This is a genomic window from Burkholderia sp. BCC0397, from assembly GCF_902832865.1.
Lineage (GTDB): Bacteria > Pseudomonadota > Gammaproteobacteria > Burkholderiales > Burkholderiaceae > Burkholderia.
Window position 1 is genome coordinate 508,344 of the sequence record NZ_CADFDL010000002.1, and the last position, 13,533, is coordinate 521,876.

Consider the following 13,533-nt stretch of genomic DNA (forward strand, 5'->3'; position numbering starts at 1 on the left):
CGCCGACGGCCAGGCAGCCCGTCGGCGTTCTGCAGATACTAGAAGCAATCGCCGCGGCGAAGCATTACGCCGGTGTTATTTATCCATAAGCGTTTCGCATGCGGCTTCGCACCAATTCAGCGTGGTGCGGCGACGCCCACCGCCGGCCGCGCCACCTGTTCGCGCGTTGCCGGACGGGTTTCCGGCATCCGCCAGTACACGACCAGCGAAATCGCCGCGCAGGCCGCCACGTACCAGAAGAACATCGTCTCGTTGCCGACCGCCTTCAGCCGCAGCGCGACGAATTCGGTCGTGCCGCCGAGGATCGCCGTCGTCAGCGCATAAGGCAGCCCGACCGCCAGCGCGCGAATTTGCGGCGGGAACAGCTCGGCCTTGACCAGCATGTGTACCGACGTGAATCCGCTCAGCACGACGAGCCCGGCAAACACCAGCGCGAACGCGGCGAGCGGCTCGTGCACGTGCGCGAGCGCCGTGAAGATCGGCACGGACAGCAGCGTGCCGCCGAGCCCGAACCACAGCAGCACGGGCCGGCGCCCGACGAGATCCGACACGAGCCCGAACAGCGGCTGCAGCGGCATGTACAGCAGCAGCGCGAGCGTGCAGATCCAGGTCGCCGTTTCCTTGTGCAGGCCGACGGAGTTGACCAGGTATTTCTGCATGTAGACGGTGTACGTATAGAACGCGACGGTGCCGCCGATCGTGATGCCGATCGCAAGCAGCAATTCGCGCCAGTGCGCCGCGAGATCGGCCGTCACGCACGTCTTCGCCGCACGCGCCCGGCTCGCGACGAACGCGTCGCTCTCGACGACGTTGCGGCGCATGTACAGCGCGAACAGCGCGAGCACGCCGCCGACGAAGAACGGAATCCGCCAGCCCCAGCGCTCGATGTCGTGCGTGCCGGCGAAGATCCGCTGCATCGCCAGCATCAGGCCGAGTGCGACGAGCTGGCCGGCGACCACGCTCACCTGCAGGAAGCCGACGTAGAAGCCGCGCCGGTTCGGCGGTGCGATCTCGCTCAGGTAGGTCGCGCTGGTGCCGTATTCGCCGCCCATGCTGAGACCCTGCAGCAGCCGCGCGGCGACGAGCAGCGCCGGCGCGAGCATGCCGATCGTCGCGTAGCCGGGCGTGACGGCGATCAGCATCGAGCCTACGCACATCGCGAGCACCGACTTGGTCAGCGCGGCCTTGCGCCCGTGCCGGTCCGCGTACAGGCCGACGAGCCAGCTTCCCGCCGGCCGCGCGACGTAGCCGACCGCCGCGATCGCCGCAGTGTTCATCAGTTGCACGGTCGGCCGGTCGGCGGGAAAGAACGACGGCGCGAAGTAGATCGAGAAGATGCTGTACGCGAGGAAGTCGTACCACTCGATCAGGTTGCCGGCGAGCCCGCCGACGATCGAGCCGATGCGCGGCGGCGCGTCGGCCGCCCCGGTTGGGGAAGTTGCCACGGTTGTCTCCTGTTCGTTCTGTTTCGGGCGGCCGGCAAGCGGCCGCCCGTGCCGCATGCCGGCCTTACGGCTGCCCGGCCGCGTAGCGCGCGTCGAGCGCGTCGAAGCGCGCCTTGTCGACGAGCCGCTGCCGTTCGGCAAACGGCGCGACGAGCGCGGGGTTTTCGTCGAGCCGGCCCGTGTCGCGCAATGCGGTCAGCGCGGCCTGCATCCCGTGCACGGCGCCCTGCAGCGCCGCATTCGCATACAGCACGACGCCGTAGCCGAGGCGCGCCAGTTCGTCGCGCGAGCGGGTCGGCGTCTTGCCGCCGATCACGATGTTGATGAGCTGCGGCGTGTCGAACAGCGCGGGCAGCCGTTCGACGTCCTCCGGCGTATCCATCGCCTCGATGAACAGCACGTCGGCGCCCGCTTCCGCATAGCGGTGCGCGCGCTCGATCGCGTCGTCGATGCCGTGCACGGCGGCCGCATCGGTGCGAGCGACGATCAGCAGGTTCGGATCGACGCGCGCATCGACGGCCGCCTTCAGCTTGCCGACCATTTCCGCGGCCGGAATCACTTCCTTGCCCGCGAAGTGACCGCATTTCTTCGGCAGCACCTGGTCCTCGAGCTGGATCGCGTCTGCGCCGCTGCGTTCGAGCGTGCGAACCGTGTGCAGCACGTTCAGCGCGTTGCCGAAACCGGTATCGGCATCGACCATCAGCGGCAGACCGACGGCGTCGCGCACGCGCGCGGTGTGCTCGGCCAACTCGCCGAGCCCGACGAAGCCGAGATCCGGCAGGCCGAGCGACATGTTGGTGACGCCGGCGCCGCTCAGGTACAGCGCGCCGAAACCGAGATCGGCGGCGATCCGCGCGCTCAGCGCATTGAACGTGCCGGCGACGAGCAGCCCCTGGCGGGCGGCGATGCTGCGCCGGAACGCGGCGCGACGAAGGGCGGTGTGATCGGTCATGCAAGGCCTCGTTGGTCGAAACGGAACAGGGTGCGCGGCGAGTCGCGCAGCACGCGCGTGCGCTCGCCGGGGTCCGGCAGCCAGCGTTCGAGCGCCGCGCAGGTCGCGCCGAAATCGACACGCTCGCGATGCTGCGTATGCGGCCAGTCGCTGCCCCACACGAGCCGCTCGGCCGTGAACGCGCCGCGCAGCGCCTGCGCGGCGCCGAGCGCGGTATCGGTACCGTCGCCGGTCAGGCTGTTGCGGTACGCGGCCGACAGCTTGACCCACACGCGTCCGGTATCGGCGAGCGACAGCAGGTGACGGAAGCCGGGATCGCGTTCGCCGAGCGTCGGCGACGGGCGGCCGAAATGGTCGATCACGAGTGTGCACGCTTGCGCGAGCAGGCTCGCGGCGATCGCATGCAGGTCGGCCGCGTCGCGATGAATCTCGACATGCCAGCCGAGCGCATTGATGCGTGCGAACAGCGCGCGCCACACCCGCGTGCCGAAATCCGGAATCGGCAGGCCGACCAGATTGAGCCGCATGCCCACGACGCCCGCGCGGTCCAGCGCGGCGAGCGCGTCGTCGTCGATCACCGGATCGACCACCGCGACACCGCGAAAGCGGCTCGGGTAACGCCGCAGCACGTCGACGAAGAACGCATTGTCGGTGCCGAGAAAACTCGGCTGCACCAGCACCGCGTGCGTGATGCCGTGCGCGGCGAGATGCGCGACGTACGCGTCGAGCGACGCATCGTAGTCGGGTGCATGGCGCACGACCGGCGCGAGCGGCAGGCCGCGCGCGAACACGTGCGCATGGGCGTCGACCGCCGCGACGGCCGCCGGGGATGCGTACCACGCGGCCGGGTCCGGCGCCGCTGAAACCGGTTCGACCGGCGGATTCACTGCTCGATCCATGACGACTTGCCTGCAAGAGGTGCCCGGCCCGGCAGCGGGCGACAGGCGACGGAATGAACGAAAGACGAAAACTACAGCGATGCGCCGGCGCGTGCGTCGCCGTCGGCGCCCGGCCCGGCGGCCGCATCGGGCAGGCGGCGCCCGCGCGTTTCCGGCAGGAACCACACCGCGATCACGACCAGCCCGTACGCGATGCCCGCGTCGATGCCGAGCGCCGTGCCGAGCGGCAACGATTCGCCCATGCGCCCGACCAGCACCGGAAAGCCCGCCGACACGATGCGGCCGAAGTTGTAGCAGAAGCCGACCCCGCGTCCACGCACGTGCTGCGGATACAGCTCGTTGAACAGCGTGCCGAGCGTCGCCGGGATGCCGGCCGAGCACAGCCCGAGCGGAAACCCGAGCAGCAGCATCGCGACGTCGTTCAGCGGCAGGAACACGTACAGGTTCACCATCACCGCGCAGCACGCGGCGAACAGCATCACGTTGCGGCGCCGGCCGATCCGGTCCTGCAGGTATGCACTCAGGAAGCAGCCGCAGATGAACGCGACGATCACGACCGCCAGATACGCGCCGGTGCCGAGCACCGACAGGTGCCGCTCGGTCTTCAGGTAGGTCGGCAGCCAGATCGTGATCGCGTGATAGCCGCCGTGCGCGCCGACGCCGATCAGGCCGCCGACCACCGTCGTGCGCAGCACCGACCGGTCGAAGATGCCCACCGTCGACGCATCGCCCGTCTGTGCGGGCGCAGGCTGCGCGCGCGGCGGCTCGGAAATCGCGCGGCGGATATACAGCACCAGCAGCGCGGGCAGCGCGCCGATCGCGAACAGCACGCGCCACGCCCACTCGGGCGGCAGCCACGCGAACACGATCATGTACAGCAGCACCGCCGCGCCCCAGCCGAATCCCCACGCGCTCTGCACGACGCCCATCGCCTTGCCGCGGTGACGCGCGCCGACCGTCTCCGCGAGCAGCACCGCGCCCGCGGTCCATTCGCCGCCGAAGCCGAGCCCCTGCAGCGCCTTCAGCACCAGCAACTGCTCGAAGTTCTGCGCGAACGCACTCAGGAACGTGAAGGCGGAGAACCAGCACACGGTGATCTGCAGCGCCCGCACGCGCCCGTAGCGATCGGCGATCGCGCCGGCCAGCAGGCCGCCGAGCGCGCCCGACACGAGCGTCGCGCCGCCGATCAGGCCGGCCTGCCCCTTGCCGATGCTCCAGGTCGCGAGCAGCGCCGGAATCACGAGACTGAACATCTGGGTGTCGAGGCCGTCGAGCGCCCAGCCCGCAAAGCAGCCGCGCAACGTGCGCCGTTCGGTCGTCGAGAGTTCGCGCATCCAGGTCAACGGAGGTCTCCTCGTGTCGTCGCCGTGCGTCGCCTGATCGCGCCGCTACCGGGGGCGCGGCCGGGTTCGACAACGCCCGATGTGCATCCTATGAATCATTTGGATAATTCGCTACTATGATTCGAATAATTATTCATAACGCACGCTTATGGAAATCAGGCACGTCCGCTACTTTCTCGCGATCGCGGATTCCGGCAGCTTTACGCGCGCCGCCAGCGAACTGGGTATCGCGCAGCCGGCGCTCAGCCAGGCGCTGAACCGGATGGAAAAGGAACTGGGCGTCCGGCTGTTCGAGCGATCGCGACGCGGCGCGACGCTCACGCCGGCCGGGCTCGCGATGGTCGACGACCTGCGCCTGAGCGTCGCGCGGCTCGACGCGGCCGCGCACCGGGCGGGCGAGATCGGTGCACAGCGCGCCGGGCGCCTGACCATCGGCTTCGTCAGCGCGGCGCTGTTCGATACGCTGCCGCGCGCGATCCGGGCGCTGCGCGAAAGCGCGCCCGACGTCGAGCTCGTGATGAGCGAGATGAGCAATGCCGAGCAGGCGATCGCGCTCGAGCGTGGCGAGATCGACATCGGGCTGCTGCATACGCCGGTCGCGGTCAACGGCCGGATGCGCGAGAAGCTGATCCGGCGCGATCCGCTCGTCGCCGTGCTGCCGACGGCGTTCCCGCACCAGCCCGACGGCACGGTGACGTTGGCCGATCTCGCCGCGGCCGGCCTCGTGTGGTTTCCGCACGATCAGCTGCCGTTGATCCGCGCGGGCATCCTCAGCGCGTTCCGCCAGGCCGGTCATCCGGTGGACATCGTGCTCGACGTGAACCGCACGCTGACCGTCGTCGCATGCGTCGCCGCCGGGTGCGGCGTGTCGCTGCTGCCGCGCTCGATCCACGCGTTCGCGTTCGACGGGGTCGCATACAGCCCGATTCGCGACGGCGCCGCGCTGCCGAATTTCGAACTGAGCGCGATCTGGCCCGCACGGTCGCGCCCGACGCTCGCGGACCGTTTCGCCGCGCTGCTGCCGTCGGCCGATACGCGGTCCTGAGCATCCGGCCCGCCGGCACACGGGCCGCCCCGGCACGGGAAAAACCCGATCCCAACATCGTCCTATGACATCGGGCATCGCGAATTGGCGGGATTACCTTGATCCTCGTCGGCGCCCGCCCGGGCGCATGCTGATAGCGAGGATCCCTCATGCGATACGTGCCATCGTGGGCTTCCGTTTCCGCCGCGCTGTTTCCCGGCAACACCGCGAGCGCGACGCTGTTCGCACTCGGCACGTTCGCGATCTCGTTCCTGATCCGCCCGCTCGGCGGCCTGTTCTGGGGGTCGCTCGGCGACCGGCTCGGCCGCAAGACGATGTGGTGGATCTCGCTCGTCGGGCTGTTCGTCGCGGCCGTGCCGATGTTCACGCTGATGACGCACGGTTTGCTCGGCGCCTTCATCGGGTTCGCGGTGCTCGGTGTGCTCTACGTGCCGCAGCTCGCCACCATTTCCGCGATGTTCCCGGCGATGTTCCCGACCCACGTCCGGTATGCGGGCATGGCGATCGCGTACAACGTGTCGACGTCGCTGTTCGGCGGCACCGCGCCGATCGTCAACGACTGGCTGATCGGCAAGACCGGCAACGCGCTGATTCCCGCGTACTACATGATGGCTGCGTGCGCGGTCGGGCTGGTCGCGCTGCCGGCGGTGATCGAGACGCGCGGGTGTTCGCTGCGCGGCGACACGCTCCCCGGTCAACCGGGCTGACCCGCGCGCCGGCAGCGCCCGGCTTCCCATAAACGGCATCCCTTGCATCGCCCGCCGTCCCGCAACGGACGGCGGGCGATGTGCATTTCGGGCGGCTGAAGCTGCTGCCGGATTGTTGCCGTCCGGACAACACGATGTGCCCACGTGCAGCGCTGTTGGGGTGTGCCAGCCGTCACTACAATCGCTGACAAGCTCGATCGGAATCCGGTCGAACCGAAGCGCGCGACCCTTCACGATCGCGCTCGCGAACCGCGCAGTGCCGCGCGGCTTGATTCACTCGACGAACAGGATTACTGAACATGAACGCACCCATCCGCAACGTCCAGCCGGTTATCGCCCGCCTGGGCAACGAAGCTTCGGGCGAGCTCGTTTCGTCCCGCTACGCCGTGCGCATCGGCGAGGTCGATGTCGTGCTGATCAGCGACGGCGTGCTGCCGCTGCCGACTTCCACCATGTCCACCAACGTGAGCGAAGCGGACCGCAACGCATGGTTCGACAGCCGTTTCCTGCAACGCGACATGTTCGACTGGGCGCTCAACATCGCGCTCGTGCGCAGCGCCGATCGCCTGATCCTGATCGACTCGGGCGTGGGCGATGGCTTCGACTACTTTACGCGCGCCGGGCGCTCGGTGATGCGCCTGGAATCGGCCGGCATCGACCTGGCCGCGATCACCGATATCGTGATCACGCACATGCACATGGATCATGTCGGCGGGCTGAACGTCGACGGCGTCAAGGCGAAGCTGCGCCCCGACGTACGCATTCACGTATCGGCTGCGGAAGTGGCGTTCTGGAAAAATCCCGACTTCAGCAAGACGGTGATGCCGGAAACCGTTCCGCCCGCGCTGCGCAAGGCGGCGGCGAAGTTCGTGGAACTCTATGGCGAAAACATCGTGCCGTTCGACCGGACCGTGGAAGTCGCGGCGGGCGTGTCGGCGCGGGTGACGGGCGGCCATACGCCGGGGCACTGCGTGGTCGACATCGCATCGAACGGGGAAAAGCTGACGTTCGCGGGCGACGCGATTTTCGAAGTCAACTTCGACAATCCCGACTGGCAAAACGGCTTCGAACACGATCCGGACGCGGCGGTCGACGTGCGTATCGCGCTGTTCAACGAAGCCGCCGACACCGGCGCGCTGCTGGCCGCGGCCCATGTCGCGTTCCCGTCCATCGGCCATATTGCCAGGAACGGCGACGGGTTCCGTTTCGTTCCGGTCGTGTGGGATTACTGAGTGACGAGCGGTAGCCTGCGCGCACCGCTGGCGGTGCACTGACGGCTTTCTCAAACCGTACCGGCACGAAAAAACGCCGCCGCACTTGCATGCGGCGGCGTCACCTCGCGCGTCGAAACGCGCATCAGCACCGTTGAAAACTCACGCGACGGCAGAAATATTCCGCTCGGCGACTTCATCCACCGCGTCCTTCACGATGCCGACGATCTCGTCGGCTTCCTCGTGCGTCGTCACGAGCGGCGGTGCAAAGTATTGTCCCAGTGCAATCGCGCGCGAAAGCAGGACCGACGGGTCGAATCGGCGGGACAATCGGCGTGCCCGGTACGGAGACGGGCCCGGCACTTTTATCGTTCGGATGACTGTCGCGGGCCGCCTACCCGCGCAGAATGCGCCGCGCCTTCAGGATCACCGGCATGTCGACCATCCTGCCGTCGAGCGCGACCGCCGCGCCGCCGCTCGCATCGACGGCATCGAGCACGCGCCGCGCCCACGCGTGCTCCGCGTCGGTCCACGCATACGCGCGGTGCACCGCGTCGAGCTGCTTCGGGTGAATGCACAGTTTCCCGCCGAAGCCGAACCGCCGCGCGTAGCGCGCATGCCGTTCGATCGCATCCGGATCGTCGATGAGGGTCGACACGCCGTCGACCGGCGGCGCGATTCCCGCCAGCCGCGATGCGAGCACGATCCGCGAGCGGAATGCGTTCAGCTCTTCCCCGTCGCCGTCGATGCCGAGATCGACCTGGAAATCGAGCGTGCCGAACGCCACGCGCACGACGCGCGGCGCGGCACACACCGGATCGAGCCCCGCGATGCCGGCCGCCGTCTCGACGATCGGCAGCAGCTCGAGCGCGCGATGCGCGTGCGCGAGCACCGCATCCACCTGCGCACGCGTCTCGCACTTCGGCAGCATCACGCCGGCCACGCCCGGATGCGCGGCGATCGCCGCGATGTCGTCGGCGAACCATGCCGTATCGGCCGCATTCACGCGCACCCACACGGGTCGCGCGGCATCGAGCTGCGCGACGACCGCGTCGCGCGCCGCCGGCTTGCCGTCCGGCGGCACCGCATCCTCGAGATCGACGATCACCGCGTCGGCGCCGGCCGCGCGCGCCTTCTCGAAGCGCTCCGGACGATTGCCGGGAACGAACAGCCACGAACGGGCGGAAGCCGGCGTCATGCCGAGACCTCCGGAAACAGCGAGCCGATCGCGTCGCACGACGCGACCTGCCACGCGTCGGCCAGGAGCCGCTCGACCTCGGCGTCCGACGCCGCGCCCGAGAACGCGGCGAGCGTGCGTACCTTGCGCGCGATCTCGTCGCGCGACAGCGTGTTGCCCGGATCGCCCTTCGGCTCGTCGACGCGGCCCGCGAACGTGCGACCGTCGCGCGTCGTGACCGTGACCTTGCCGATCCAGCGCGCCGGATATGCGCGATCGACTTCGTCGTCGAACGCCATCGACACGCGGTCGCGAAACGCGGCGACGTGGGCAGCCGCGTAATCGCGCTCGAATTCGTCGACGCCCGCGTGCCCGTGCAACGCGGCCAGCGCGAGCACGGTGCCCATGTTGAACTTCGCCTGATGCACGGTGCGCGGCACCGTGACCGCGCCGAGCACGTCGAGCGCGCCCTGGTGCACGTGCGTGACCACCGTCCCGATGTCCGCCGCGGCGAGCCGCTCGCGCGCCATCACCGCGAGCAGCGCATCGGCGGCCGGATGCGTATGGCGGCACGACGCGTGATACTTGAACGACGTTTCCGCCGTCGCCCAGCGTTCGCCGAGCCGGTCGGTCAGGCGGCCCGGGTCCGCATCGGTCGACATCCCGGCCGCCATCCCCTGCGCGCCTTCGAGAATCCGCGTGGCGCCGCGAAACCCGTCGCGCGCGAGCTCCGCCGCCATCAGCCCGTTCGCGGCGGCCATCGCCGTATGCAGTTGCTTCGAATCGGCCGCGTCGCGCAGGAATTCCCACAACCCGCTCGCCTGGGTGCCGGCCGAGCCGAACGCGTCGAGCATCCGTTCCGGCGACAGCCCGAGCAGCCGCCCGGCCGTCGCGGCCGCGGCGACCGTGCCGGCGGTGCCGGTCGTATGGAACACCTTGTAGTGCGAGCGCCCGAGAAATTCGCCGACGCGGATGCCGACTTCATAGCCCGCGACCGCCGCCGCGATGAAGTCGCGCCCGCTCGCGCCGCGCGCCTGCGCCAGCGCGAGCGCGACCGGAAACACGACCGTCGCCGGATGAAACACCGCGCCGTTGTGCACGTCGTCCTGCTCGGCGAAATGCGACGCCGCGCCGTTCGTCATCGCCGCGAAGTACGGCGTCGCGCGCGTGCGGTCGATCAGCACGTCGGCGGTGCCGGGGCCGCCGCGCGAGCCGCCCGCACGGCCCGCGAACGCGGCGATCGTCTCGACCGGGCGCGCGCCCTTGCCGGCCAGCGCGGAGCCGAGCCAGTCGACGTAGAGGTTGACGGTGCGCGCGACGACGTCGGCGGGAATCGCGTCGAAGCGCAGTTGCGACGCGAACGTCGCGAGCGTGCGGCCGGGGGGAGTGGCGGGAATCGTGTTCGTCATCGTCGTCGTGAAAGCGGAATCAGATCGTGCCGTTCGCGCGCAGCGCATCGATCCGCGCGCGGTCGTAGCCGAGTTCGGCGAGGATCGCATCGGTATGCTGGCCGAGCGCGGGCACCGCGTCCATGCGCGGCTCGACGCCGGCGGGCAGCCCGGGCGGCAACAGCGCAGGCACCGGGCCCGCCGCCGTATCGACGCTGCGCCAGCGTTCCCGTGCGTTCAATTGCGGGTGCCGCCATACGTCGTCGAGCGTGTTCATCTGCGCGTTCGCGATGCCGGCCGCGTCGAGCCGCTGCATTACTTCGGCGGCCGTCAGCGTCGCAAACGCATCGACGATCAGCGCATCCACCGCGTCGCGCGCCGCATGCCGTTTCGAATTCGCGTTGAAACGCGGATCGTCGGCGAGCGCCGGCTGCCGCAGCACCTGTTCGCAGAACAGCTTCCATTCGCGCTCGTTCTGCAGCCCGAGCATTACGGTCTTGCCGTCGCCGGCCGGGAACGGGCCGTACGGGCAGATCGTCGCGTGCGACGCGCCCGACGGCGCGGGCGGGCTTTGCCCGTCGATCGCGTAGTAGAGCGGGTAGCCCATCCACTCGACCATGCTCTCCAGCATCGACACGTCGATCCGGCACCCTGCGCCGGTGCGGCCGCGCATCAGCAGCGCGCTCAGGATGTTGGTGTACGCGTACATGCCGGCCGCGATGTCCGCGATCGAGCAACCGGCCTTCGCCGGTTGCCCGGGCGAGCCCGTGATCGACAGGAACCCGGCTTCGCTCTGGATCAGCAGGTCGTAAGCCTTGCGGTCGCGATACGGGCCGTGGTCGCCGTAACCGGAGATGTCGCAGACGATCAGGCGCGGATGCGTGTGCTTCAGCGCGTCGTAGCCGAGGCCGAGACGCTCGGCCGCACCGGGCGCGAGATTCTGCACGAGCACGTCGGCATCCGCGAGCAGCGCGTCGAGCACGGCGGCCGCAGCGGGCTGCTTCACGTCGAGCGTCAGGCTCTCCTTCGAGCGGTTCACCCATACGAAGTGCGACGACAGCCCGTGCACGCGTTCGTCGTAGCCGCGCGCGAAATCGCCGCTGCCGGGCCGTTCGATCTTGATCACGCGCGCGCCGAGATCGGCGAGCTGGCGCGTGCAGAACGGCGCCGCGATCGCATGTTCGAGCGTGATGACCTTGATGCCGTCGAGGGGTCGCATCGTCGGCCTCCGTCAGAACGAGCGCGGCAGGTCGAGGATATGCTCCGCGACGTAGGCCAGGATCAGGTTGGTCGAGATCGGCGCGACCTGGTACAGCCGTGTCTCGCGGAACTTGCGCTCGACGTCGTATTCGCACGCGAAGCCGAAGCCGCCGTGGAATTGCAGGCATGCATTTGCGGCTTCCCACGACGCGTCGGCCGCGAGCAGCTTCGCCATGTTCGCCTGCGCGCCGCACGGTGCGTGCGCATCGAACCGGCGCGCGGCGTCGAAACGCATCAGGCTCGCGGCCTCGACGTTCACGAACGCGCGCGCGATCGGAAACTGCACGCCCTGGTTCTGCCCGATCGGGCGGCCGAATACGACGCGTTCCTTCACGTACTGCGACACCTTGTCGATGAACCAGTAGCCGTCGCCGATACATTCGGCCGCGATCAGCGTGCGCTCCGCGTTCAGCCCGTCGAGGATGTACTTGAACCCCTGCCCCTCCTCGCCGATCAGGTTCTCGGCCGGAATCTCTAGGTTGTCGAAGAACAACTCGTTGGTCTCGTGATTGACCATGTTCGGGATCGGCTGCACCGTCAGCCCGCGGCCGATGGCGTCGCGCAGGTCGACGACGAAGATCGACATCCCTTCCGACTTTTTCTTGACCTCGGCGAGCGGCGTCGTGCGCGCGAGCAGGATCATCAGGTCCGAATGCTGCACGCGCGAGATCCACACCTTCTGCCCGTTGATCACGTAACGATCGCCGCGCCGCTCGGCGGTCGTCCTGATCTTCGTCGTGTCGGTGCCGGTGGTCGGCTCGGTCACGCCCATCGACTGCAGGCGCAGCTCGCCGCTCGCGATCTTCGGCAGGTACGCGCGCTTCTGTTCGGCCGAACCGTGGCGCAGCAGCGTGCCCATGTTGTACATCTGCCCGTGGCATGCGCCGGAGTTGCCGCCCGAGCGGTTGATCTCCTCCATGATGATCGACGCCTCGGTGAGCCCGAGACCCGAGCCGCCGTATTCCTGCGGAATCAGCGCGGCGAGCCAGCCGGCCTTCGTCAGCGCGTCGACGAACGCGTCGGGATAGCCGCGTGCGTGATCGATCTGGCGGAAATACTCGCCGGGAAACTGGCTGCACAGGTCGCGCACCGCTTCGCGGATGTCCTGGTACGGGTCGTGTTGCGTCGTCTGCATGTCCGTCGTCGATGAAGAGGAAAGGGAGCGCGTCATGCGAGGGTCGCGGTGGCCTGCATCGTCAGCCAGCCGTCGCGATCCTTCGCCCACAGCTCGATCGTGCGGCCGTCGTCCGACGGCTTGCCGCACAACGTGAACGGCTGCTCGTCGAAGGTCGGGCGCACCGCGCGGAAGGCGAAGCTCGCGAGCGTCGCGTCCGGCCGTTCGCGGTGCACGAGATCGACGAGCAGCGTCGCGATCAGCGGGCCGTGCACGACGAGCCCCGGATAGCCTTCCTCCTGCGTCACGTAGCTGCGGTCGTAGTGGATGCGGTGGCCGTTGAAGGTCAGCGCCGAATAGCGGAACAGCATCACCGCGTCGGCCGCGACCGTGCGCGACCACGTTTCGCCGGCGGGCGGCGCGACCGGCTTCGGCGCGGGCGCCCCCGGCTGCGGCGCATCGCGATAGACGATGTCGTGCTCTTCGTCGACGCACAGCGCGCCGCCGGATTCGATCCGGTGCTGTACCGTCACGAACACGAGCCGGCCGCTGCGGCCCGTCTTGTCCTCGATGTTCGCGATCGTCGATTCGCGCGTCGCGCGCTGCCCCGCACGCAGCGGCGCATGGAACGTCAGGCGGCCGCCGGCCCACATGCGGCGCGGCAGCGGCACCGGCGGCAGGAAGCCGCCGCGCTTCGGGTGGCCGTCCGGGCCGACCTCGGCCAGCGGCGCGATCGGCAGGAAGTAGAGCCAGTGCCACATCGGCGGCACGACGTCGCCGGGCGGCGGGCGGTCGAGCGTGGCGGCCAGCGCGTTCAGCGGAAACGCGGTGATGTCGTCGCCGAGCGTTTCGGTCTTGCCGAGCCACGCGTCGAGCGACGCGGGGGCGGCAGGCTGCGAGGATGAGGTCGGCACGTGCGATTCTCCGGTGCGCTTGCAATGACCCTAATATGCACGCCACGCACCGTTTCGCGAAGTCGGCTTTCCCGAACC

The 13,533-nt window shown here is 69.0% G+C and carries 11 protein-coding genes and 2 pseudogenes; 3 read left to right on the forward strand and 10 right to left on the reverse strand.

Annotated elements, in window-relative coordinates:
- Window positions 1-116: 116 nt before the first annotated feature.
- From HWX03_RS07240 to HWX03_RS07255, 4 genes are all read right to left on the reverse strand, one after another.
- On the reverse strand, window positions 117-1,445 hold the full coding sequence (locus HWX03_RS07240; protein ID WP_175870827.1) for an MFS transporter: 1,329 nt from the start codon (window positions 1,443-1,445) through the stop codon (window positions 117-119).
- Window positions 1,446-1,509: 64 nt separating this feature from the next.
- Window positions 1,510-2,397, reverse strand: coding sequence for an oxaloacetate decarboxylase (locus HWX03_RS07245; RefSeq protein ID WP_174386202.1), 888 nt, complete (start codon window positions 2,395-2,397; stop codon window positions 1,510-1,512).
- A complete protein-coding gene (locus tag HWX03_RS07250) occupies window positions 2,394-3,296 on the reverse strand; it encodes an amidohydrolase family protein (RefSeq protein WP_175820775.1) in 903 nt (300 codons plus the stop codon). Before HWX03_RS07250 ends, HWX03_RS07245 begins: the two co-directional genes overlap by 4 nt.
- A gap of 71 nt (window positions 3,297-3,367) precedes the next feature.
- Window positions 3,368-4,639 (reverse strand): MFS transporter, encoded by a 1,272-nt coding sequence (locus tag HWX03_RS07255; RefSeq protein ID WP_175820774.1) that lies wholly within the window; start codon window positions 4,637-4,639, stop codon window positions 3,368-3,370.
- A gap of 148 nt (window positions 4,640-4,787) precedes the next feature.
- On the opposite strand from HWX03_RS07255, the gene HWX03_RS07260 reads away from it, so the two are divergent.
- The 3 genes and pseudogenes from HWX03_RS07260 to HWX03_RS07270 all read left to right on the forward strand — a co-directional run bounded on the left by HWX03_RS07260 (window position 4,788) and on the right by HWX03_RS07270 (window position 7,623).
- Complete coding sequence (locus HWX03_RS07260; RefSeq protein ID WP_174386199.1) at window positions 4,788-5,684, forward strand: LysR family transcriptional regulator; 897 nt, start codon at window positions 4,788-4,790, stop codon at window positions 5,682-5,684.
- 293 nt (window positions 5,685-5,977) lie between these two features.
- Window positions 5,978-6,391 (forward strand): annotated as a pseudogene (locus HWX03_RS07265) (MFS transporter); the annotation flags it as partial.
- 299 nt (window positions 6,392-6,690) lie between these two features.
- On the forward strand, window positions 6,691-7,623 hold the full coding sequence (locus HWX03_RS07270; RefSeq protein ID WP_175870828.1) for an MBL fold metallo-hydrolase: 933 nt from the start codon (window positions 6,691-6,693) through the stop codon (window positions 7,621-7,623).
- Window positions 7,624-7,764: 141 nt separating this feature from the next.
- Here the strand turns inward: HWX03_RS07270 and HWX03_RS07275 are convergent.
- From HWX03_RS07275 to HWX03_RS07300, 6 genes and pseudogenes are all read right to left on the reverse strand, one after another.
- A pseudogene (locus HWX03_RS07275) lies at window positions 7,765-7,947 on the reverse strand (hypothetical protein); the annotation flags it as partial.
- A gap of 49 nt (window positions 7,948-7,996) precedes the next feature.
- Window positions 7,997-8,800 carry a CoA ester lyase gene (locus HWX03_RS07280; RefSeq protein WP_175870830.1) on the reverse strand — a complete coding sequence of 268 codons (804 nt, stop codon included), beginning with the start codon at window positions 8,798-8,800 and terminating at the stop codon, window positions 7,997-7,999.
- A complete protein-coding gene (locus tag HWX03_RS07285; protein ID WP_175870831.1) occupies window positions 8,797-10,188 on the reverse strand; it encodes an MmgE/PrpD family protein in 1,392 nt (463 codons plus the stop codon). Before HWX03_RS07285 ends, HWX03_RS07280 begins: the two co-directional genes overlap by 4 nt.
- A gap of 19 nt (window positions 10,189-10,207) precedes the next feature.
- Entirely contained in the window at window positions 10,208-11,386 is a 1,179-nt protein-coding gene (locus tag HWX03_RS07290) for a CaiB/BaiF CoA-transferase family protein (protein ID WP_175820770.1), read from the reverse strand.
- Window positions 11,387-11,398: 12 nt separating this feature from the next.
- A complete protein-coding gene (locus tag HWX03_RS07295; protein ID WP_175871139.1) occupies window positions 11,399-12,562 on the reverse strand; it encodes an acyl-CoA dehydrogenase family protein in 1,164 nt (387 codons plus the stop codon).
- A 32-nt stretch (window positions 12,563-12,594) separates the two neighbouring features.
- Window positions 12,595-13,455, reverse strand: coding sequence for a MaoC family dehydratase N-terminal domain-containing protein (locus tag HWX03_RS07300; RefSeq protein WP_175870832.1), 861 nt, complete (start codon window positions 13,453-13,455; stop codon window positions 12,595-12,597).
- Between the last annotated feature and the right edge of the window lie 78 nt (window positions 13,456-13,533).

What these genes read in the sequence shown, in the direction of transcription:
- HWX03_RS07245 (WP_174386202.1), bottom strand. Translation starts at nt 2,397, where the DNA reads ATGACCGATCACACCGCCCTTCGTCGCGCCGCGTTCCGGCGCAGCATC.
- HWX03_RS07250 (WP_175820775.1), bottom strand. Translation starts at nt 3,296, where the DNA reads ATGGATCGAGCAGTGAATCCGCCGGTCGAACCGGTTTCAGCGGCGCCG.
- HWX03_RS07260 (WP_174386199.1), top strand. Translation starts at nt 4,788, where the DNA reads ATGGAAATCAGGCACGTCCGCTACTTTCTCGCGATCGCGGATTCCGGC.
- HWX03_RS07270 (WP_175870828.1), top strand. Translation starts at nt 6,691, where the DNA reads ATGAACGCACCCATCCGCAACGTCCAGCCGGTTATCGCCCGCCTGGGC.
- HWX03_RS07280 (WP_175870830.1), bottom strand. Translation starts at nt 8,800, where the DNA reads ATGACGCCGGCTTCCGCCCGTTCGTGGCTGTTCGTTCCCGGCAATCGT.
- HWX03_RS07285 (WP_175870831.1), bottom strand. Translation starts at nt 10,188, where the DNA reads ATGACGAACACGATTCCCGCCACTCCCCCCGGCCGCACGCTCGCGACG.
- HWX03_RS07290 (WP_175820770.1), bottom strand. Translation starts at nt 11,386, where the DNA reads ATGCGACCCCTCGACGGCATCAAGGTCATCACGCTCGAACATGCGATC.
- HWX03_RS07295 (WP_175871139.1), bottom strand. Translation starts at nt 12,562, where the DNA reads ATGCAGACGACGCAACACGACCCGTACCAGGACATCCGCGAAGCGGTG.